Origin of the sequence: Sporosarcina sp. P37 (assembly GCF_002109365.1) — a bacterium.
Classification (GTDB): Bacteria; Bacillota; Bacilli; order Bacillales_A; family Planococcaceae; genus Sporosarcina.
In genome coordinates, this window is the sequence record NZ_CP015349.1 from 2731553 (window position 1) to 2754958 (window position 23406).

General features: G+C 40.3%; 14 protein-coding genes. 7 read left to right on the forward strand and 7 right to left on the reverse strand.

Annotated features, from left to right (window positions below):
• Positions 1 to 838 precede the first annotated feature (838 nt).
• The 4 genes from ltrA to merR form a co-directional block, all read right to left on the reverse strand.
• Positions 839 to 2635 carry a group II intron reverse transcriptase/maturase gene (gene ltrA / locus SporoP37_RS13665; protein ID WP_198160031.1) on the reverse strand — a complete coding sequence of 599 codons (1797 nt, stop codon included), beginning with the start codon at positions 2633 to 2635 and terminating at the stop codon, positions 839 to 841.
• Positions 2636 to 3710: 1075 nt separating this feature from the next.
• Complete coding sequence (locus SporoP37_RS13670; RefSeq protein ID WP_232329771.1) at positions 3711 to 4034, reverse strand: NUDIX domain-containing protein; 324 nt, start codon at positions 4032 to 4034, stop codon at positions 3711 to 3713.
• 49 nt (positions 4035 to 4083) lie between these two features.
• Positions 4084 to 5700, reverse strand: a complete 1617-nt coding sequence (gene merA, locus SporoP37_RS13675; protein WP_443028619.1) for a mercury(II) reductase — start codon at positions 5698 to 5700, stop codon at positions 4084 to 4086.
• A 70-nt stretch (positions 5701 to 5770) separates the two neighbouring features.
• Positions 5771 to 6169 carry a mercury resistance transcriptional regulator MerR gene (gene merR, locus SporoP37_RS13680; RefSeq protein ID WP_085431255.1) on the reverse strand — a complete coding sequence of 133 codons (399 nt, stop codon included), beginning with the start codon at positions 6167 to 6169 and terminating at the stop codon, positions 5771 to 5773.
• Between the two features lie 442 nt (positions 6170 to 6611).
• On the opposite strand from merR, the gene SporoP37_RS13685 reads away from it, so the two are divergent.
• Positions 6612 to 6980, forward strand: a complete 369-nt coding sequence (locus SporoP37_RS13685; RefSeq protein WP_085431256.1) for an ArsR/SmtB family transcription factor — start codon at positions 6612 to 6614, stop codon at positions 6978 to 6980.
• Positions 6973 to 9105 (forward strand): heavy metal translocating P-type ATPase, encoded by a 2133-nt coding sequence (locus SporoP37_RS13690; RefSeq protein WP_085431257.1) that lies wholly within the window; start codon positions 6973 to 6975, stop codon positions 9103 to 9105. Before SporoP37_RS13685 ends, SporoP37_RS13690 begins: the two co-directional genes overlap by 8 nt.
• Before the next feature lie 151 nt (positions 9106 to 9256).
• On the opposite strand, the gene SporoP37_RS13695 is transcribed toward SporoP37_RS13690, so the two are convergent.
• The 3 genes from SporoP37_RS13695 to SporoP37_RS13705 all read right to left on the reverse strand — a co-directional run bounded on the left by SporoP37_RS13695 (position 9257) and on the right by SporoP37_RS13705 (position 14529).
• Positions 9257 to 10615, reverse strand: a complete 1359-nt coding sequence (locus SporoP37_RS13695) for an IS1182 family transposase (RefSeq protein WP_085431258.1) — start codon at positions 10613 to 10615, stop codon at positions 9257 to 9259.
• 236 nt (positions 10616 to 10851) lie between these two features.
• Positions 10852 to 12195 (reverse strand): IS4 family transposase, encoded by a 1344-nt coding sequence (locus SporoP37_RS13700; RefSeq protein ID WP_157118655.1) that lies wholly within the window; start codon positions 12193 to 12195, stop codon positions 10852 to 10854.
• Positions 12196 to 13257: 1062 nt separating this feature from the next.
• Positions 13258 to 14529, reverse strand: coding sequence for a replication-relaxation family protein (locus tag SporoP37_RS13705; protein WP_158233628.1), 1272 nt, complete (start codon positions 14527 to 14529; stop codon positions 13258 to 13260).
• Positions 14530 to 14964: 435 nt separating this feature from the next.
• Between SporoP37_RS13705 and SporoP37_RS13710 the strand changes: the two genes are divergently transcribed.
• From SporoP37_RS13710 to SporoP37_RS13730, 5 genes are all read left to right on the forward strand, one after another.
• Positions 14965 to 16215, forward strand: coding sequence for a hypothetical protein (locus SporoP37_RS13710; protein ID WP_085431260.1), 1251 nt, complete (start codon positions 14965 to 14967; stop codon positions 16213 to 16215).
• A 421-nt stretch (positions 16216 to 16636) separates the two neighbouring features.
• Entirely contained in the window at positions 16637 to 17530 is an 894-nt protein-coding gene (locus SporoP37_RS13715) for an RluA family pseudouridine synthase (protein WP_085431261.1), read from the forward strand.
• Positions 17531 to 17759: 229 nt separating this feature from the next.
• Positions 17760 to 19862, forward strand: a complete 2103-nt coding sequence (locus SporoP37_RS13720) for a heavy metal translocating P-type ATPase (protein ID WP_085431262.1) — start codon at positions 17760 to 17762, stop codon at positions 19860 to 19862.
• A gap of 96 nt (positions 19863 to 19958) precedes the next feature.
• Positions 19959 to 21347, forward strand: coding sequence for an aldehyde dehydrogenase (locus SporoP37_RS13725; protein ID WP_369922807.1), 1389 nt, complete (start codon positions 19959 to 19961; stop codon positions 21345 to 21347).
• 483 nt (positions 21348 to 21830) lie between these two features.
• Complete coding sequence (locus SporoP37_RS13730; RefSeq protein ID WP_085431263.1) at positions 21831 to 23321, forward strand: UDP-N-acetylmuramoyl-L-alanyl-D-glutamate--2,6-diaminopimelate ligase; 1491 nt, start codon at positions 21831 to 21833, stop codon at positions 23319 to 23321.
• The last annotated feature ends 85 nt before the right edge of the window (positions 23322 to 23406 follow it).

Sequence of the window (23406 nt, forward strand, 5' to 3'; positions counted from 1 at the left end):
GAAATGAAGGCTGGCAAGCTTATGTATTTTACTTTGCATTCTTCTGCACTTTTATCTTGCAAAACACAAGCGGTTTACTTTACCGTAACTGATCGCCTTTGAATCGATCTATTAATATAATACCAAACTAAATCACACTTGTCTATTTGGTTGAATAGGGGATGGTAATACTGTTGAAACTTATAATGATTGTTAATAATACATTTAGTAAAAAGCTAAAAAGGTATAATGGGCATATATAATTTTTGTCTTTTTAGCCTGCCTATTAACGTACTGCAAGATGACCGAAAATGATTCTGAAAATTACTTTAAGATCTATATCTTGAATCAAAATGAGGGGATATTCTCGGGGTGACTGGTGAAAAAGATGATGACCGGGGAAAAAGCAGGCCATCCGGGATTTATCAATGTGTCACGTGTGTAGAAATGTCGGTTACTAAGTAATTGTTAGAGTAACTAGCATTTCCATAAGAGTTACTGTTAAATCAGGGGTTTGTTACTAAGAATTAGTTTTGCTAATAAGTGTAGCTTTGGAATAAAGTATGATTAAAAACAACAAGTGAACCCATATTTTACGGAAAATTAAAAGAACCCGTTTTGAAAAAGAAATTGATCAAAACGGGGTAAGTCTTTGTGAAATAATGTTTAATTTTTATAATAAATTTTGATCATTTTCTGCTGTTGATATTTACAACAATCGTTTGCGATAGGTAAGCCTTTGAAATCATCTCCAGCTTTTCCCCCGCTCCACACAAAGCGTGCAAGTTTCCTTGCACTTTGCGTTCCATCTATCGATGGATACTTGATTATAAGTTCTTCGTTCCATTTTGACGTGAGATTATACTACCGTTTCAAGCCCACATTCCATTCGGTATTGGTTTAGTTTCTTAATCATTGAAGAAGTAAAACCAAATTTCCTTATTTCAGATGTGATGATTTCTGTATCTATAAGATGAACTAATCGGTGGATATCTTTATGAAGAATACGGAGATTTCGAAACTCATCCGTTCCTCCAAGATGTTTGGGTCTATAATGATGGCAATGAACTTCACTAGCAGTTAAATTCCAACCTGTAAGTTCACATTTCCCCATCTTCATACTGAAGCGACTAATGCGATTATCCATGTATTCAACCGTTCGGTTGGGAAGAACAGCCTTCATTATATTACTAATTTCCAAACGAACATCCGGCTTTAATTTATCGTAAATTTTCTTTCTGCCTTCCTCCGTAAAGAGTGATAATGTCGGACTAAAATTCATCGTATTTACTGTCCGTACATCTCCAATGGGAAAAAGATGAACCCCCGCAATCTCAAATGTTTTAGACCTTGTGCTAAAGTACTTCTTATAAGTAGTACTCGGTCTGATTGGGCGTCCGTATTTCCCTACAGGACGAAGGCGGTTATACAGAAAGGCTTGTAAATCGTAAGCAAGACGTGAGAATTCTAGATTGACATGTGTAGCTCCCTTAAAATAATTGTGAATCCCTAAAACAAAACTATTAAAGCGTAAAGCATTTTGAGTGGTTGGGGAGGCTTTTATCCGTAAGATATGGACTTTTGCTTGTTCTTTGAGTTTCTCCCGCTTTTTCTTTTTAACGCCCGTATGGGCAACCCTTTTATTTCTTTTCTTATTCGCTTTTATTGTAAAACCTAAGAATTCAGACTTTCTTTTCCGCAAGTTCACAATTTGTGACTTTTCAGGTGAAATATCTAGTTTTAAACGCTCTTTGAGATACAACTTTACTGCGTGATACCACTTATGAGCTGTTTTCCCATCTCGGCAAAGAATTTTAAAATCATCTGCGTAACGGACAAGATATCCTTCTTTTAAAGCGGTACGCTTCTTAGCGCCCACTTTACCTTCTCTTGTTTTATAGTTTTTCGAAAGAGGGAATAATTCCCACTGACCCGCAACCCACTGGTCAAGGTCATTGAGCACCACGTTCGATAATAAAGTCGATAAAATTCCACCTTGAGGAACACCTTTAGATGGGACGCCTTCTTTATCAATCTCGGCTTTCAGCATTTTGGATATACAAGCCAATATTTTTCTATCCTGAATGCCTAAGTTCCATAATTGTTTGATTAGAAGTTTATGATTCACATTATCGAAAAACCCTTTAATGTCAACATCCACAATATAATGCAAATGAGCAGTATTGACTAAATGTTGTACTCTAGCCATGGCATGATGAGTAGACCTTAATGGTCTAAATCCATAGCTGTGTTTGTAGAAATGGACTTCAGCTATTGGCTCTAGAACCTGTTTAAAACACTGTTGAATGACGCGGTCAAGAATACATGGAATTCCAAGAGGTCGGTATTGACCGTTCTCCTTTTCAATCCATACTCTTCGGACTTTCTTAGGTCGGTAGTTTTCTAGTTTTGTTTGAATGGTTTTCACCAATTCATTTTCCGAAAGCTCTTTAATATCTTTGATGGTTTTCCCATCAGTACCAGGGGTCTTTGACCCTTTATTAGATTTAATCGTTCGAAAAGCTAAGAGAATGTTCTCTCTTGAAGTCACCGTCTCGTAAAGACGACTGAACGTATCCTGTTGACTAGCTCTTTCGTATAAATCCGTGAAGATTCCCGTCATATTGTAGTAATCCCAATATCTCAAAGTTGACACTGTGGCATCCCTCCAAATGAGTGATGTTCCCACATTCTTACCCGATCGGTGTCATTCACGTGAAGAAAATAATCGTTCTCATGGATAGACTTGGGGCTGTTCCTCCATTTCCATTACAGAAGATTCATCAGTCGTGCCCCTACCCTCACAAGGATAAATGCATTTCGGCTTGCGCCTTATAGCAACCGTTTTAGATGACAGTCCTTATTTCAACGTTCCTTGGCTTTCCAAGTCCCTTACAACGTAGCTTTCCGTTCTAGACGTAGGTGTTTCCTGTAAGCCTGTGAGCTGGATACCGCCTTTGTTCGGTATAGCGTATTTCAGAGGGCGCACTTTTACTCCACACCACTCACCCCATCGTTGGATGGGCCATAGCTTTCACTATGTTCAAACTGTAGACCCGTACCTTCAGAAATTTGTCAGTTCCTTTAGACTGGAACATTCTCACCCTATCTAGTTTTTCAGCCACCCGGCATATCCGTTGGCATACCTTTTCTAACGAATGGCTCTAGCCTTCATTCTGCCGACTCTACCTGAGCTTCGAACCCCATGAACTGTCACTCATGATGCACGCAGGAGTATCGGTGAGATAGTTTCGGAATACATGGTTTCCTCATTCCTATCTTCTGTTGTAAAGTTGAAATTTGTATTATAAATTCCCTGTGGTTTCATGCCAAAGGCATTTATCACAGAACTTGTCGCGCGCGCCCGATTGCTGAAGATAATAGCTATAAATTGAGCAAACTTTATTTTAATTCCATACCTCACGCATTTTAACGCACAAACCCCAATCTAACTTAAGCAAATTGTAACACACGCTATGTTAGATTCAGATTGCAAATAAAAAAGGAAGAGCTGTTTAACTCCATCACCAACAGGGAAAAACTGCTATGTAAAGATGGCCGATTGTTCAACTAAGGACGCGTTAGTTCAACAAGGAGTATTCTTTTTTTCAAGTTGCCCTTTTAGTTCAAGTAATTTGTTCTTAATAAAAGGATCGGTTTCTGAAGGTAATTGGTCTAATTTAAAAAATTGAGCTTCAATTGCTTGATTCTCATCAGGAGTTAGTTCTCCTTCAAATTCTGAGCATAGATAGCCAATTGCAACAGTCTGATACTGATCCAATTTCCTCGACACGATTAATTAATTCTTTGCCTGAATAGACACCAAATAACTGTAATGTATTTAACGTGATACCAACATCTTCTTGTACAGTTCGTTTAATACATTCCTCAACAGACTCATTTAACTGCAATATGCCACCAGGAATGCCCCATGTTCCGCCTATGTAGCGATACAATAAAATATCTTCTGATTGATTGATGATCGCTACACTTGGTCGGACGATGATTAATGGGGAATTCCCAATCATTTCTCTCATCTTTTCACAATAATTCATAAAAACCTCCTAAGACATTTGATTCATATAACACCACATAAATGAAGGTTTAACCTGCACAACAAGATAGTTTTGATACATCTTTATCAAACGTAAGGGCAGCTAATTTTAATCCTTCTGCCATTGTTAAATATGGAGCCATGGTTTCTCGGAGGTCCTCCACGGTTAAACCGAATTTGACAGCCAGTGTCACCGCATAAATTACTTCTCCTGCATTTTCTGCTACCACATGAGCCCCTAATATCTTCATTGTTTTTGCGTCTGCCACTAATTTAAAAACACCTGTTGTTTCTCGATTAACCAAAGCTCTCGGAACGGCATCTAAAGGCAAGACGGATGTTTTCACTTCATAGCCTTTCTCTTTTGCTTGTTGCTCCGTTACACCAACGGTTGCAATCGCTGGAGCTGTAAACGTAACCCCTGGAACCACTTCTAAATTCAGCTTTTTATTCAGTCCTCCGATGGCATTTCCTGCTGCAATTCCACCTTGATAAGCTGCCACATATACAAATTGAGGACCAAGCGTCACATCTCCTGCTGCATAGATGCTTGAATTCGTTGTTTTTGAATACTCATCGATCATAATTTCACCACGCGAGCCTACTTCAACACCAGCTACCTCTAAATTCAAAGTCGTCGTATTTGGTTTTCTTCCCGTCGCAACAAGTAACTGGTCTGATTCAACGACTTTTGTCCTGCCATCTACCGTTACATAAACCTTTTTTATCTCGCCATCTTGTTCAACACGATCAAAAGTTGCCCCTGTTACTAAATTAATCCCTTGTTCTGTTAATGCTTGCGTGATTGCTTCTGAAACTTCAGGATCGTATTCCTTTAATAGTCGTGGACTTCTTTGCATCAGCGTTACTTCTGAACCCAAATGATGGAATAGTTGTCCCAATTCCATACCGATATAACCTGAACCAATGACTGTAAGACGTTTTGGAACCTGTTTTAATTCAAGTAATGATGTACTTGTTAAATAATCTACCTCTTCTATTCCAGGAATCTTTGGTACAGCTGGTGAAGCACCTGTCGCGATTAAAAATCGTTTGGCTGATAACTGCATGCCATTCACTTCGACGGTTTTTTCATCCACGAATTTCGCTTCACCTTTTATTAATTTAAAGCCATAGTCATCAATTAAATCAACATATTTCGAGTTTCGAAGATCCGTCACCAAATCGTTTTTCTGCTTAATTAATGGAGTCAAATCGACATTGCCTGCTGACGTGTGCAATCCCACAAACGGATTGTTTTTTGCTATATGATTGATTTCTCCAGCTCTTAACAGCGTCTTTGAAGGAACACATCCGATGTTCACGCATGTTCCACCCACTGTGCCACGTTCGATGATTGCCACGTTCGCTCCGTATTTCGCGGCTTCAATGGCAGATGAAAAGGATGCTCCACCAGAACCAATGATAATGTAGTCATAATCATAATCGCCTTCATCTCCAAGTTGCACCGTTTCTTGTTGTTGTACTTCTTCTGTCTCTCCAGGCTGGTATTCGGCATCAGAAATTGCCTTTTTCGCTATTTCCACCTCCACGTCATTCGGAAGTTCAAATACAGCTTCCTCGCGACGAAAATCCACTTCAATCTCTTTTGCACCCATGTTTTCAAGAGCAACAGCAACATGCTCTTCACAGCCCGTGCAAGTCATTCCAATGATTTTAACCCGATATTTTTTCACTATTTATTCCTCCTTATATTTATAAAATCAAGGGTGATATTCAATCAAAGATTACCGTTTCAATAATTGGACATTGATGTAATGCTTTTTGATCTGGACATCGACTTTTTAAGTCCCTTAACATTGACTCAATACGCTTTAAATCTGCAATTTGTTCCTGAATTTCTATTTCCTTTTTTGATACAAATTCAAATATATTTTTGCAACGAACTTCATCATTATCAACAACTCCAAGCAATTTATAGATTTCATTCAATGAAAAGCCAAGGTCTTGTGTTCTTTTGATAAATTTTACACGCTTAACATCATCATCTGAATATATCCTATAACCTTCATTCGTTCGGGAAGGCTCTTTTAATAATGCTCTTTGTTCGTAATATCTAATCGTCTCTTTATTTACATCGCATTTTTTTGCAAATACACTAATTCTGTAACTCATATAACTCACCCCTATAAACATTATAAACCGCGTACTAAGGTACGCGGTCAAGTATAATATTAAATTTATCTTGTTGAACTAACCTGCCCCGCTAGTTGAACAAGAAACTCGATTAGCTCCACTCCCCAAAGAACCGATCCTGCCCTTTTTTGCAAATCTAACATATTTATATTGTGTTAGATTCGAAACTATAAGTTATGCCACCCAACCTTAGCTTAAATTGTACTCTAAAATTGAGTGAGAAATTATATTCTCTATGTTTCAAAATCATGACTTTACGAAAATAAACAATTAAAAGATCAAGTTGAAAAATTACATGGCAAGTTGTTTTAGCTATATTGTGAATCCAATTCTTTTCCATTCAAGTGTTTACTTGAATAATATCTCCAAAAGAGTATACTTTAATCAAGTAGTCACTTGAATGATAACGGGGGGTGAGAAAATGAATGAGAAGGATACTTGTGAGATTTATTGTTATGACGAAGAAAAAGTAACTCGAATACAAGACGAATTACAAACAGTTGATATCTCCGGTGTTGCCCAATTATTTAAAGCAGTTGCAGAAGAAAACAGAGCAAAAATTACCTTTGCCTTGTTAAAAGGTGCGGAGTTATGTGTTTGTGATATAGCAAATATTATTGGTGTTACGATCGCAAATGCTTCCCACCACTTACGCACACTTCATAAGCAAGGCGTTGTGAAGTTTAGAAAGGAAGGAAGACTAGCTTTTTATTCGCTAGATGATGAGCATGTTGAGCAGTTATTTGTTAATGCATTAGCACATGAGAAAGAAGGGAAAGTAAATGTCTGATCAACAAGTCAAATTATCTGAACCAGAAATGAAAACCTATCGAGTTCAAGGATTTACCTGTACAAGCTGTGCAAATATTTTTGAAAATAACGTAAAAGGATTACAAGGTGTTCAGGATGCCAAGGTAAACTTTGGAGCATCTAAGATTTATGTTCAAGGGAGTACAACGATTGACGAATTAGAAAAAGCAGGGGCTTTTGAAAATTTAAAGGTTCGAGATGAAAAAGAACAAAAGCCAACGCGTGAACCTTTTTGGAAGCAGAAAGCGAATATTAAAGTTTATGTTTCAGCAATATTGCTGGTTATGAGTTGGATCTTAGGTGAGCAATATGGGGAAGAACATATTCTTCCGACCATTGGTTTTGCAGCATCCATTTTAATTGGTGGATATTCGCTATTTATTAAAGGTCTTAAAAATCTCAGCAGATTTAAGTTCGATATGAATACGCTAATGACCATTGCCATTTTAGGAGCTGCGGTGATTGGTCAATGGGGAGAAGGAGCAATGGTTGTTATCCTGTTCGCCATCAGTGAAGCGTTAGAACGGTATTCAATGGATAAATCACGACAATCCATCGAATCGTTGATGGATATTGCTCCAAAAGAAGCCCTAATTCGTCGTGGAAATGAAGAAATACTGATCCAGGTTGAAGATATTCAAGTAGGCGATATTATGATCATAAAACCAGGTCAGAAATTAGCCATGGATGGAACAGTTATTAAGGGTATATCCACGTTAAATCAGGCTGCAATTACTGGGGAAAGTGTCCCAGTAACCAAAACCATTGATGATGAGGTCTTTGCAGGAACATTGAATGAAGAAGGCTTACTCGAAGTAAAAGTAACAAAAAAGGTAGAAGACACCACGATATCGAAAATCATTCATTTGGTAGAGGAAGCTCAAGCAGAACGAGCACCTTCTCAAGCGTTTGTCGATAGATTTGCACAGTACTATACACCAGCTATTGTCGTCTTGGCTCTTTTAATTGCTGTTGTTCCCCCATTACTATTTGGAGCTGATTGGAGCATATGGGTCTATCAAGGCTTAGCTGTGTTAGTAGTCGGTTGTCCTTGTGCTCTGGTTGTTTCAACACCCGTTGCCGTAGTTACTGCGATAGGGAATGCAGCTAAAAACGGTGTTTTAATTAAAGGTGGCATACACTTGGAGGAAGCAGGAGCTCTAAAAGTAATTGCTTTCGATAAAACTGGAACGTTAACAAAAGGTGTGCCAGCCGTAACAGACATCATAACGTATGGTGGAAATGAAAATGAATTAATGACTATTACAGCAGCTATTGAAAAGGGATCACAGCATCCACTAGCTTCAGCAATTATGAGAAAAGCAGAAGAAAACAGATTGAACTTTAATGAAGTATTGGTTGAAGACTTTCAATCTATTACAGGTAAAGGCGTAAAAGCAATAGTAAATAATGAACTATATTATGTAGGAAGTCCTAATCTTTTTGAAGAAATACATGGAAGCATTGAGAGGAATCAAGAACGACAGATTAATGAAATGCAGACGCAAGGAAAAACAGTCATGGTGTTAGGAACGGAACAAGAAATCCTTTCTCTTATTGCAGTGGCAGATGAAATAAGAGAATCATCAAAAGAAGTCATCGGTAAATTAAATAACATGGGAATTGAAACAGTGATGCTGACAGGTGATAACCAAAGGACAGCAGTAGAGATTGGAAAACAAGTCGGCGTTTTGGACATTAAAGCAGATTTGCTTCCAGAAGATAAACTGAATTTCATTAAAGAACTTCGTGGAAAGCATAAAAGTGTTGGAATGGTAGGAGATGGCGTGAATGATGCACCTGCTCTTGCAGCTTCCACTGTTGGTGTCGCAATGGGTGGTGCTGGAACTGATACAGCACTAGAAACAGCCGATATTGCTTTAATGTCAGATGACTTAAGCCAATTGCCATATACCATTAATTTAAGCCGTAAGGCTTTGGCGATTATAAAACAAAATATTACCTTCTCATTAGCAATTAAATTAGTGGCATTACTGTTAGTTATACCTGGTTGGTTAACGCTGTGGATAGCGATATTTTCCGATATGGGAGCAACATTACTTGTAACGCTAAACAGCTTAAGGCTATTAAAAAGTAAAGAATAAAAATTATATTTAAAGAAGAAAGGGATAACATTTGTTATCCCTCAGAGTGTAGACAAAAGGGTTGGAAATCGTGACGATTTCCAACCCTTTTATCATTTCGTCAGTGAAAACTGAGGAATAGCTCCATTTTCAACTTAGATAGCCATATGGTTTACGCCATGATTGGCATTCCCCATGTCCAATTGGCCAGCTTCTTCAAATTCATGGCAGCAAAAGTCAGCATCGCCTGCATGGACAATTTTTTTAACCCTCGCTGGGTAGTCCATCGCATGCCATGCTTTTCTTTGGCATCGGCAAATACACGCTCGATCGTTTCTTTGCGCTTGCCGTAGATCTCTTTGATTTCATCGTGATGCCGCAAGTCTTCCGCTACATCTAAGTGGTCTTGCCAGATGTGTCGCAAAATCATCTTCTGCTGATTTTGACTGTGCGTACACTGGTCGATGACCGGACAGGCTGCACAGATGGCAGGCTGAGAGGCATACTGTCGATAACCCTCTTTTGTGGTAGTGCGGTAGCTCAAGATCTGCCCTTCCGGACAGAGATAGCAATCATGGTATTCATCATAGACATACTCACTCTTCTTGAAAAACTCTTTCTTCGTCATGGGCCGCTTGTACGGAAGAACGGGAAGCATCTGATTTTCCAGCAGGTAATTCGCAATAGCCGGTGTCTTGTAGGCAGCGTCGGCAGCAACGGCAACCGGCCGTCCGACTTGATCAATGATTTTCTCTACCAATGGCTCCAGCAGCTGGCTGTCATGGATATTACCAGGTGTCACGATATTCGCCAGCACAAATCCTTTCTCGTCTGTAGCCGCATGGAAGGAATAGGCGAACTGCTTGGTCCGTTCATCTTTTACATAGTAGCCGCTTTCGGGGTCTGTCGTTGATTCCTTAATTTCCTTGTACTCTTCCTTCTCAAACTTTTCCGGCGGGAATGGTTTCTTTCCATTTTCCACGCGGTCAATATTCAATTCTTCCTGCAGTTTCTTTTCGTACGCTTTGGTCTCTTTTCGGACGACCTTCTTTTGGAACTTCCGCTTATTCGCGCTCGCCTTTACGTGAGTCGAATCGATGAAAACGTGTTCTGGACTTAGTAATCCTCGGTCAGCGACTTCTTTTAACACACGATAGAAAATCTGTTCAAACAAGTCCGTCTCTGCGAATCGGCGAATGTAGTTCTTGCCGAACGTCGAGAAATGAGGAACCTCAGTATGAAAACCGAAGCCAAGGAACCAGCGGTATGCCACGTTCGTTTCGATCTCTTTGATGGTCTGCCGCATGGAGCGGATGCCGAAGGTATATTGGATAAACGTCATCTTGATCAGGACCACCGGATCGATACTCGGGCGGCCGATGGGTGAATATAAATCCTCGACGAGTGGATAGATGAACGAAAAGTCGATGGCTGCGTCCAGTTTCCGTACTAGGTGATCTTGCGGCACCAACTGTTCAATTGTCAGTATTTCCAACTGTTCGCGTTCATTGATCTGATTTTTCGTCATCATTTCCATCACCTCAAATAAATGTTCAACAAGTATCCAGTTGATTGGAGCGGAGGATGGCGACCATATACGTCAACTTAAGGTGTATTTCTTCTTTTTACTCGTTCTGTGACCAGCTATTTCTTGATTGGAACGGTTTGAATTTGCTGGAATACGGGAATGTCTCTAGTAACCTTCACTTTACAGATTTGAAGGCACAGTAAATAACCCCCAGTATGTTCTTTTTTAAAATAGTGTGCTTATGTTAGCCAGCGAATGGGTCCGGATCCCCTCACATTCTTCCGGCCATTGCTGGCTAATACGTTGAGTAGTTCATCCACCAGTTCCCTCCACTTAGGAGAAGCACGCGCCTGCACCAGTTTCCACACTCGTTCACTCACTTCCCGGATCGCAATCCGCTCACTCAGTATCAGTTGTTTCTCTCGCCAAAAGTAATGACGGATTTGATACGTAAGCAGCACACTCAATAAGAAAATAATTAACTCCGCATACAAATGACACATCCATCTCTCCAGTTTCATATTTCGATGAGGGGCGACCCCTAAGTCGGATTTCCATGACTTGAAGAGGAGCTCAATTTGCCACCTGTATCGATAGAGTGTACAGATTTCCGATGCCGGAATGTCTGTGGGCAGATTGGTCACATATAGAGACAGGCTAGACAAGTCCTTTGCTTTTTGTTTAATGGTTCCGGGCTTCGTCTGTTTGCGTCGTTTGATACGAAATTCCTGCCGCTTCTGTTCCTCGGCTGTCATCCGGTAGATCACTAAGCGGGCTGGCATCCGTTCATGTTTTCCTATATACACTCGCGGAAACTCTCTGCTTTCTCCCGGTTTCATGGTCTGTACTTCTTCTTCCAGATACAACCGGATATGTGCGTACTTTTTCATGAGTTCTCCATTTTTATGATAACGCGGATGTGGCGAATTCACATAAAACATGGTGTCGGCACGTGCGCGTGATACATAGAATGCTTCTTTCTTTTCAATCTTCCTGAACAGATCACATTTGAAATAGCCTAGATCTTGAAGAAGCAGATCATCTTTCTGCACGCTCTCTAACCGGCTGAGCCCTGAAGGGGAATCTCCTGCTTTTCCAGGCTGGAGTTCCACATAATAGAACTTTCCTGTCAGATAATCAAATTCCAATTGGCATTTAACGCCAGCCCCCGTGGTTCCGGGGAACATGGTGTGAAGCGCGTCAGGCAATTTAATGGAGCTGCCATCCAAAATTCTCATGCTTCTAAATGGATGAGTGGTAGCGATGGGAAGCTTAGAGAATGCCATCTGGAATTGGCTGTCAAATAACCGGAGAAAAATCTGTTCCAAAAACTGTACGGCATTTTTGTTGAACCGCTTATCCAGCGCCTGCTTGGATAGCGTCCGATTCCGTTTGGCCAGCTTCGCACACAGATGGATTAACGAACAGCCCGCAACCGCCCCCGGCTGGTCAAACAGAAGATGAAGGAATGTATTCATATCCAGCTTGCGTTCCCGTTGAATAAACTTAGTCTCTCTAGCGATAGCGGTAAGTTCTTTTGGGTGACAGAAGAGTAAACAATCGACGCTGCTGATAAAAAGGATGTTTAGGCTTCATGAGGTATCCCTCCTTTTATTTGTCGTGGTAAGGATTTATACCAACAAATAAAGGAGATCAATCATAAATTACTAAATTTTTCTTAAGTTGACGTATATGGGATGGCGACTCCTGCGGGAACAGCACGAGCCGAAGACCCTGGACTGAGCGCAGCGAGGGAAGCGGCTGAGGACGTGCCCGCGGAAAGCGTCCATCCGCAGCGGAAATCAACTTTTCCTGGTGTTTACTCTATTGTAAAAGAAAAAAGACTGTAGGCAAACTCCAAATTTCCGGAGTTTGTCTACACTCTGAGGGATAACATTTGTTATCCCTTTAAAATTTGAGTAAATTTCTTTATCGTCATATTTTCGATTTGATGTGTATGCGTTGAATCCATGTAGTTAAAGTAAAAGGGTTGATTTTCCGAAAATAAATCCCATAGATTTTAGCTTCAAAAAATTCCCCCCTTAAACAGAATATAATTTCCTCGCAATGTTAATTGTACCAATTTTCAAATACTTCGTGTAGTCCATAATTAACTTGTAAAACATCAAACGATTTATGTAAAAACACCCCTGTTGAGTAGTGAAGAAGTGGTGCCTGTGTGGTATATCCTGCACCTGGAAGTATTATTGCTAGGCTTTTAGTAACTTCACTTCTGCTCAGTATTTTAAAAGGAATATCTAACCCCTTATACCCTTTAACGGTCCCCGTTTTAACATTAAATATTAAAATCTCCTCATTCCTCAAAATGTTTATTTACTTAACCTACATTTGCATAACTTTAACATTCAATATGAGCCATCTAATTTCCTTTTTTGTTCAACAATCTGGCCCGTTTGCAGAACTAAGGCATTCAGCATACCAAGTAAATTATATCAAACTTTTTTATAAGTTATCGAACTTTATTCAAAATGATCAATCTTTAATTGAAAGCCACAATAAGCTCAGTTTTTTGTGGGAAGCAGCAGAATAGATTGTTGAGTTGCTATGCAGAAAAGACATCAATTTTATTGGGGCTGTCCTGGAAGTGATTTCGACTCGACTTTTAGGACAGCCCCAATAAGTATTTAATAGCTAACTGGCATATTAAGCACTGGGTTAAAGCTATGGAAATCAAGATTCCTTGACAACAAGGACAATAAATCTTCCAACTGCGCATTCATTTTATAATTAATAAATGAGTCCATGATAACTGGTTTGTATTGTGGATAGAAAATCACATTCAAATGATCAACATATTTCAAATCATCCCAATTCGGCAGGGGTATTTTCGTCTTATAATTCGGTAACTGTCTCTTTTGAAATTGGATATATTTTATATAAATAGCACTCTCGAATTCATGGGCTACTTCGCAAAACAATAATCTGTATTTAGAATGTGAAATAGGAACGCAAGCTATTAGTGCATCATTAAATGTCTGCGGAGAAAGAATATATGCTTCTTGATTATCTGGAAGATAATCGTCTAAACGCTCTTCAATTTGACCCTTATAAGAAGTGCGTTGCTGTTCAAAATGAAGAGTGTCCGATACTTGGTCCATGGTAGTCAGAATCAGATTTACTTGATTACTGTATGCAAACAAAACTTTGAAAAAAGCAGACAAAATATTGTGCCAGCGCCTCCGGATACCTTGATCTCGTCTACGTGATTCTACAACAAATAGGATACCTGCCAATTTGTCCTTATTCGAATCGTTAGCATGGCTATCTAAGTAATTCTTATAAGTGCGAAACTTTTGTAGAAGCTGCTCATGTGATTCGGTTGCACGGTCGATTTCTACTGTGAAAAGCTCTCCGTTAATCAAAATTTCAGCATCAGGGCGATATTGTTGTTCACCGTTTTCTGTCTTGTATTTTCTTGCTGCATATAGATTGTGACGATGAGGAAGCACTTCCCATAGATCATCCCTAGAGGTATGAAGTTTAATATAAAAGTCAATTAGCATTAAATGATGAGCCGTTTGTTTTAAAGGAGGCAAATAGAGTTCGTATGATAAATCCGCGACATCATACACTCCGTAATCGGGTGGCATCCAACCTGTAGCTTTTTGCCCTTGCTGTACGTTTAGTAAATCTTTTGTAAAATTATATCCTGAGGGGGTTAAATAATATATCGAGCCTTTAGATACGCTCTGTTGTAAACGCATAGATTTAACTAACCCCTGTTTCTTTAGTTTAGCCAGATCATTATAAATAGATTTTTCCTGTGATAAACTAATCTGGTGTGTTTTATAAAAAAAATCAGCTAACTGTCGTGCGGTCATACCACGATACAATAATAAAAGTGTTAATAGTCGTTCTGTTTTTGGACTGAGTGAGTAACCAAAAGTATATGCCATAAAAAGGCACCTCCTGTGATTTGAAATGAAATAATAAAAATAAAAACAAAAAAGAGCTTGCTGAAGGTCCGCTAAGCTCATAACTCTAAATTATAATATTCATTTGGGCACACTTAAAGAGGGGTAGTCTTTATACTCCAACAAGAGTCCTGCTAGGCAGATTAATTGGTTAGGCCACTCACAAATGTGTTTGATCAAAAAACTCTATTGGTTACTATTATAACAAAAGATCCTAGTTACTTAAAGTAAAGGTGTTTTTCATTTAAAGAAATTGCAATTTATATTTACAACCGTTTGTAATCTTTGCGATGGTAAAGTGTTCAGTTCTACTGAGCAGAACACTGTCTATTTTATTTTAGTAGTTATAGGTATTTGACAATGTTAGTTCTTTCAATGAAGATGAGTAAGTATTGATTCTTTCTGGAGGACAAAAGAATGAATTTAAATAAGATGAAGATTAATTGTACATGTCTCAGTGATCAATTGAAACATTTATCGGAAAATGAACTCAGAAAAGTCTTGTTGGACTATTATATTAATAATCTAGAAGAAGAAGACATAAAAGAAATATTTGAGATTACATCATTGGTTCCGTTATTAGAAGTATTTCCAGCTATTTCTTTTAATAGTTGTTCAATATGTAATAAAGAAAAATGGATGAAATTACCGGTGAGAGATGTATTTGGAGAGAATTTCTATAGTCTAATGGTTAAAAATGTAATTTGCGAACATTGTTTACATGATGAGGACTATTTAAACTGTATATGTGATAACGCTATATGCATTGATCGGAGAGAAACCGAAAAAGAGCAGGAGCGCGTACGGTTAGAGACAATTAAAAAAAATAAAGAGAAAGAGTTAATTGAAAAAGTTCTACGACATCAAGAGGCTAAAGAGAAAAGAGAAAGATTGGTTACTATACACCGATCTTTAACAAATAAAATAGCAGAAAAAGAGCTAGGGTTAATAGAGAAATTATTCCTGGGCCTAGTAGTGAAGGTTTGCTATGTAGAAGAAACGAAAGAGTTGAATTTTAATAATATTAGTCAACGACCTACCGCCACTTTTTTATTTTTTTGGTCGATAGTTAAACATTTACTAGCGGAAAGAATAATCTTGCCAAGTTCAACTATGCCTATCGAATATTTCATAATTGCAGAAGGAGATAGAGTTGAATACGATATAGCTAAAATGAAATATAAAATAAATGTAAGCCCTTTTGATGATAATAACTATTACTTTATTCAGAGACTCATTTATCCAAAAGCTGATGAGTTTTTAGGAGACAAAGAGTTCTGTTATATGATCTGGAAGAATGTTGCAATTGATGAGGTTGTAGCTTTATTATATCGGCGGTTAGAAGAAATGGGTAGTAACTATGAAATCCAGAAAAAACATTATCGAGTCTTTGATCATTTACTTGATTATTTTTCAATAAGACAAATTTATAATTTTGTATTTAAAGTAACTGCTCGAGTAAAAACAAAAAATAATGATGCAATAAATCTAAGTGAAAAAGTTGTTTATGATATTGAGAAAATGGGTGAAAGAGCAATAGTAGATGGTTGGAAAGTTAAGTCATATACCATTTCAAATACCGAATCAATTTTCACTAAAATGGTTTTTAATAATATTCTTGGGATCGGCGAGTTGGCTTATGAAGTCATTCCTACATCTCAATTATAAACTATCGATAAATTAAATTCACTGATGGTAGTTAACTCGATGGTGTTAAATTGGTGTTAAAATTCATTGTAAGGTGTTAAAAATAGATATAAAAGGATTCACTGTTATTTTCGGAAAACCCATAACAGCGCATTCCATAGTAATTCAAGATGAAGCGACTTACATAGGAAGACACCTTGACAGGGTGGAGGTCGCTGGTTCGAGCCCAGTCGGAGTCATAGGTGCCAAACCTAAGTTATTTACCGTCGGAACACGGTTTATAACAATAACAGTCCTATTAGACCGAATGTCTAGGGGCTGTTTTTTTTATGTCTTGGATTGAAATGCAGCAGCCGATTATGTGAAAATCGTTGTAACAAACATCTATCTGCAAGCTTTTAATGATAATTCAACTACATCAGTTCAGTGGGGGCAACTATAAATGAAAAGAAAACAAAAGCCATTCGGTGCGGCAGTATATACGGTGCATGAGCAGACGGAGCTACTGCCGTTTTTATTGAAAATGCTTTCTAAAAACAGCCGAAATTCGGTGAAGTCCATTTTGAAACGCGGACAAGTAGCAGTGGACGGCCAAACGACCACACAGCATAATTACTCATTACAGCCAGGTCAGAAGGTTGAAATACAAAGTAATCAGACCGCCAGAAATATTTCTAAGATGACGGGTGTAACGATTTTGCATGAAGATGAAGATCTGATTGTGATCAATAAAGATGCAGGTATCCTGTCTGTTGCTTCTGCGAAAGAAAAAGATATGACCGCCTACCGGCAAGTAACAGACTACGTACGGAGAAATCACCCCGAAAACAGAATTTTTGTAGTACATAGATTGGACCGGGATACATCAGGTGTGATGATGTTTGCTAAAAATGAAGAAACGCAGCAAGCGCTGCAGAAGACATGGAACGACTCCGTGAAAGAACGAATGTATACAGCGCTTGTCGAAGGGAAAGTGAGAAACGCATTGGGAACAATCAGTTCTTGGCTGACTGAAAACAGTGCATTCAAAGTATATTCAAGTCCGACAGATAACGGCGGGCAGCACGCTGTTACACACTATAGAAGACTGCAGGCAAACAAAGAATACTCATTGCTGGAAGTTCTGCTTGAAACTGGTCGCAAAAACCAGATTCGTGTACATATGGAGGAGCTGGGACATCCTGTTGTTGGGGATAAAAAATACGGTTCCGTGACTAATCCGCTCCGCAGATTAGGTTTGCATGCAACTGCTTTATCGTTCTTGCACCCCCGCACAGGAGAATTGGTGCGCTTTGAAGCAGAAGTGCCGAAGGCTTTTATTATGCGATCTTTATAATGAATTTAACCGGCTTGTGCGATAATCTTTTTACGGCTGTATATTTTTATAAACAATCCTGCTGGATGCGATCCGGGGATTGTTTTTTTTTGCGTTACATTCAAACCATTGTTTGAGTGTGTAAATTGACAAAATACCTTACTTTGCATATACTGAAAGCAATCAATCAAATGAACAATTGAATGAAGATATGAATAGAAAAGAATGAACTTTTGAAGGGACTGATAACATGGCTTCTGAGAAAAACGTCTATCGTTTGCAGGGACTTTCATGCACAAGTTGTGCCGCCAAATTCGAGAAAAACATTCGGCAGATTGATTCTGTGGAAGATGTCCAATTGAACTTTGGCGCCTCCAAACTGACAGTTGCAGGGGATGCGTCCATTATGCAATTAGAAGAAGCTGGCGCATTTGATGGCATCAAAGTCTTTCCTGAAAAGCAGCGAGTGATCAAACAGCACCTGCCTTTCTGGAAAAAGCGCGAAAACCAAACGACAATCGCTTCGTTGATATTATTACTGGCAGGATATGCAGTATCCGCCGCGAATGGTGATAATAACTGGCTGTCGATCGGATTATTTCTGGCTGCGATTGTAATTGGCGGCTACAGTCTGCTGAAAGAAGGGCTGACCAATCTCATCAGACTGGAATTTGATATGTCCACGCTTATGACGATTGCGGTCATTGGTGCAGCATTGATTGGCGACTGGGCAGAAGGGGCTGTAGTCGTCTTTCTGTTTTCTGTCAGTGAGGCACTGGAAAGCTACTCCATCGACAAAGCGCGGAATTCCATAACATCATTAATTGAAATCGCACCGACTACAGCGACCGTCCTTCGCGGAGGCAATGAATTCGAGGTAGACGTGGAAGATCTGCGTATTAATGATGTCATTTTGATCAAGCCGGGCCAAAAAATCGCGATGGACGGGGAAGTCATCCAAGGCGATTCATCCGTTAATCAGGCGGCAATCACTGGAGAATCAGTGCCTGTTCATAAAGTGACCGGAGATGAAGTGTTTGCCGGTACGTTAAATGAAGAAGGTGTAATGCAAGTTCGAGTGACAAAACTTGCGGAAGATACAACGATCGCGAAAATTATTCATTTAGTGGAAGAGGCACAGGCAGAAAAAGCGCCTACCCAGCAATTTGTTGATCGTTTTGCCAAATACTATACACCTGCTATTCTTGCGATTGCTGTCCTGATCATGATTATTCCTCCGCTCACAATGGGAGGCCTATGGGGTGAATGGTTCTACAAAGGGCTTGTCGTATTAGTTGTGGGCTGTCCGTGTGCGCTAGTGATTTCAACCCCAATTGCAATTGTCACTGCCATCGGGAATGCGGCACGTAATGGTGTCCTGATCAAAGGCGGTATTCATTTGGAAGAAACCGGCCAGATTAACGTAGTAGCATTCGACAAGACGGGTACATTGACAGAAGGCCGTCCCGAAGTTACAGATGTAATTGCGGTCTCGAAGTTAACAAAAGACGAGCTGTTGCGTATTGCGGCTTCCATTGAAAAATTTTCTCAGCATCCGCTGGCAACATCCATTATGCGGGCTGCCGAGAAATTGCCGGCTCCATTGCACGAAGTGGACCAATTCCAGTCCATCACAGGCAAAGGTGCGAAGGCGAATATCGAACAGCGTACAGTATATGTCGGGAGTCCGAATTTATTCAGAGAAATGAATATGACGGATGACGGCGTGGAACAGCAGATTCTGGCTTTGCAAAAACAAGGGAAAACAGTCATGCTTGTTTGGTCTGAAGCAGGTCTTGACGGAATGATTGCTGTAGCGGATCAAGTTCGGGGAAGCAGCTTATCTGTTATTCAAAAGCTTCATGAAATGGGCAAGAAAACGGTCATGCTGACAGGCGATAACGAAACGACAGCTGCTGCAATCGGTGCGCAGCTGGGGCTGTCTGAAGTGAAAGCGGAATTACTGCCGGAGCAAAAGGTTGAGATGATTAAATCATTAAGTCAATCGGGTAAAGTTGCGATGGTGGGAGACGGCGTGAACGATGCCCCGGCATTGGCCACAGCGAATATCGGAATTGCGATGGGCGGCGCGGGTACGGATACGGCGCTGGAAACAGCAGATATTGCACTGATGGCAGATGACCTGGAGAAACTTCCGTATACGATCAGACTGAGTTCACGAACTAAACAAATCATTCTGCAGAACATTTCCATTGCACTCGGATTGAAAATTATTGCATTGCTGCTTATTATTCCAGGCTGGCTGACGCTGTGGATGGCTGTCATGGCAGATATGGGCGCAACGGTCATTGTAGTATTAAATTCACTGCGGCTGCTGCGAAATAGAGGATAAAACAGAAACTTCAGGCGAATTCAGCGTCTGGAGTTTTTTTTATAAAATAAAATGGTAGACTACTAAGTAAGAACGAACAAGGGGAGTGTGGATGAAGTGGGAATGACCGGTCTTGAGCTTGAAATGATTATGAATAAACAAAAACATTATTATGTGTCGGGTGTGACAAGAAGCATGTCATTCCGAAAGACGATGCTCGAAAAGCTTTATAAAGCGATTCAACGTCATGAGAAAGAAATTATGGCTGCGTTGCATAAGGACTTGCATAAACATCCATTCGAAGCGTATGTATCGGAAGTAGGCTTCGTTTTATCAAGTATTACCCATGCGATCAATCATCTGGATGAATGGTCTGCTCCCGAAAGAGTAAAGACGCCACTTCATCTGCAGCCGGCGACAAGTTTTATTGTCAGAGAACCATATGGAAGTGTATTAATTATCGGACCCTTCAATTACCCTTTCCAGCTATTGCTTGATCCGTTGGTGGGAGCTATTGCAGCGGGCAACTGTGCAGTGCTGAAGCCATCAGAGGATGCATCGCATACAGCGGAAGTGATAGATAAGATGATAAAGAATATATATCCGTCAGATTATGTGACCGTCGTGCACGGCCGTAAAGAAGAGACGCAGTTATTATTGGAAGCGCCGTTTGATTATGTATTCTTTACAGGGAGTGCAAAGGTAGGGAAAATTGTTATGAGAGCCTGCGCGGAACGGCTGACTCCGCTGACGCTTGAACTCGGCGGAAAGAGTCCGGCTGTTGTCGACCACACTGCGGATATAAAAAAAGCAGCGGAAAAAATTGTCTGGGGCAAATACATGAATGCGGGGCAAACATGCGTAGCACCGGATTATGTGTTAGTGGATGTTTCCATTTACAATGAATTGCTGGAAGAAATGAAAAGTGCGATTCATCGTTTTTATGGTAAAGACGCTCAAAAAAGCCCCGATTACGGCCGGATTATCGCAGATCGCCATTTCGAACGACTGGCGGCTATTCTGGATGAAGATCAGCTGTATATCGTACAAGGCGGAAAGACCGATCCAGCGGATAAGTACATCGAACCCACTATTTTAGCGCTGCCGGACTGGAATTGTGCCAGCATGCAGGATGAGCTGTTCGGTCCGATTCTGCCGGTCCTGCCGTATGATAATTTAGGTGTTGCTATTCAGCAAATCAGCTTGCTGCCTAAACCGCTTGCCGCGTACTTCTTCACAGAAAGTGATGAAGCGGCGGATCACTTTATTGAGTCTCTGCCATTTGGCGGCGGCTGTATTAATGATACGATTTCGCACGTGGCGAATATCCATCTGCCGTTTGGAGGGGTAGGTTCTTCCGGCATGAATCAATATCACGGCAAAGCAAGTTTTGAGACGTTCACGCATTCCAAATCGATGATGAAGAAAAGTACAGCCGTGACGATGCCGATTGCTTATCCTCCTTATAAAGGGAAATTGCCCTTAGTAAAGCGTTTCATCCGTTAAAGGTAACTGAATCCAAAGTTTGGCCCAGGCGCTCTGCAGACTTTCTGCCTTCAGAGTGCCTTTGTATGCCGCGAATTTTTTTGTTCTCTTACTTATCTCGTCTCAAGATAAAAAGGAATAGACTTACCAATGCATTTTACCAGTGTCCAGCCGCATAATCTTTCAAATGCCGGATTGCACGTTATGACTGTAATAGCTAAATTGAAAACAGAGATTGCCTCTTGCGGCTGCATGAAAAATAAGTCCAGAGAATTTGAAAAGCGGACGGCGGGGAGGTAGTTCTGACGACAACTTACAGCACTCCGATCATTAAGCCGCGTGAGAGGATCTTAGCTGGATGTGAATAGAAAATGAGCGTATGATGGTAGTAATTGATTATTTATATAATACTTCAACTATTTATCATCATAATTCTTTTGAAGAAAAGTTCGTTTATTTGTTATAATGAGCAGGGTTATTTACCAACCTATTGGAGGAAATCACATGAATACTAAGGAGTTATTATCTGTACTTCCGGTAAAAACAATAAAAGGAACAGTTCCTGAATATGTAACTGATGTGGCAGTGGATTCAAGAGCAGTTCAGGATGGCGGTTTGTTTGTCTGTTTGAAAGGATATACCGTCAATGGCCATCAATTCGTCAAGGATGCTCTATTGAGCGGTGCACGCGTAATTGTAGCCTCCGAACCGATTATGGCAGATGAGGAGCGGGCAGCAGTCGTTTATGTTGAGAACACATCAAAAGCGATTGAGTTACTGGCATCCAAGTTCTATCAGTACCCGTCAAAGCGAATGCAGATGATTGGTGTGACAGGGACCAATGGAAAAACTAGTGTCGGCAATATCATTCATGACATGCTGCGGCAGACCGGAGAAAAGACGGCCGTGTCAGGCACAATTGGCTTTAAATTAAATGATATTTTATATGAAACTGAAAACACTACAGCAGATGTTCTGACGACACAGCAAATGATTGCGCAGGCAGCGAATGAAGGCTGTAAGTCGATGACAATGGAGGTTTCTTCACATGGTTTAGTGGAGGGACGGCTTGCAGGAACAGAATTCGATATCGCGATTTTCACAAATTTAACGCATGATCATTTGGATTATCATAAAACGATGGAAAATTACAGTGCCGCAAAAGGCTTACTGTTTGCCCAATTAGGCCAGCAGCTCGATCAGAAGAAATATGCAATTATGAATGCAGATGATCCTTGGAGCAGTAAAATGATGGAGATGACGTCATTTCCGGTGTTTACATATGGCATTCACGTGAAATCTTCATTTCAGGCAACGGCTATTGACATGCAGCCGAACTGCACGAAATTCCAACTGCACGCACCGGATGGGACGTTCCCGGTAACAATGCCGCTGATCGGCGAGTTCAACGTGTACAATGCGCTTGCTGCGATCGCGGCATTATATGCAAAAGGCATGGCGACACAAGATATTTTACCGCTCATTGCGAATGTATCGACCGTAAAGGGACGTTTGGAAAAAGTCGAGACATCGTTGCCGCTGACTATCTTCATTGATTATGCCCATTCACCGGATGCAATTGAAAAAGCAATTGCGACGGTTCAGCCTTTAAAAAAGGAAGGAAGCCGATTGCTGTTTTTGATTGGAACAGGCGGCAACCGGGACCGGCTGAAGCGGCCGATTATGGGAGAGAAAGCAGCCGCTGCAGATTATGTAGTCTTCACTACAGATGATCCGCGTGATGAATCGTATGAATCGATTGTATCGGAACTAAGCGCTTCGATGCCGCATGATCAGTACGCCTGCATCGGTGACAGGGAAGAAGCCGTCCGTCATACCGTAGAGATGGCAAATGCTGGGGACATCATTATATTTGCAGGAAAAGGCCATGAAGATTTCCAAATTATCGGCAATACCAAATATCCGCATTCAGATGCGAATATTGCACTGGATGAAGCAGCAAAAAAGTTTGGCGGCACATCCGTCAATAACTGAAGAATAATCTGGATTTGAGAGCATATAGTTTTAAGTCAATTCAATGAAAGTCATTGAAATGCATCCTCATTCTCTCTATGATAGA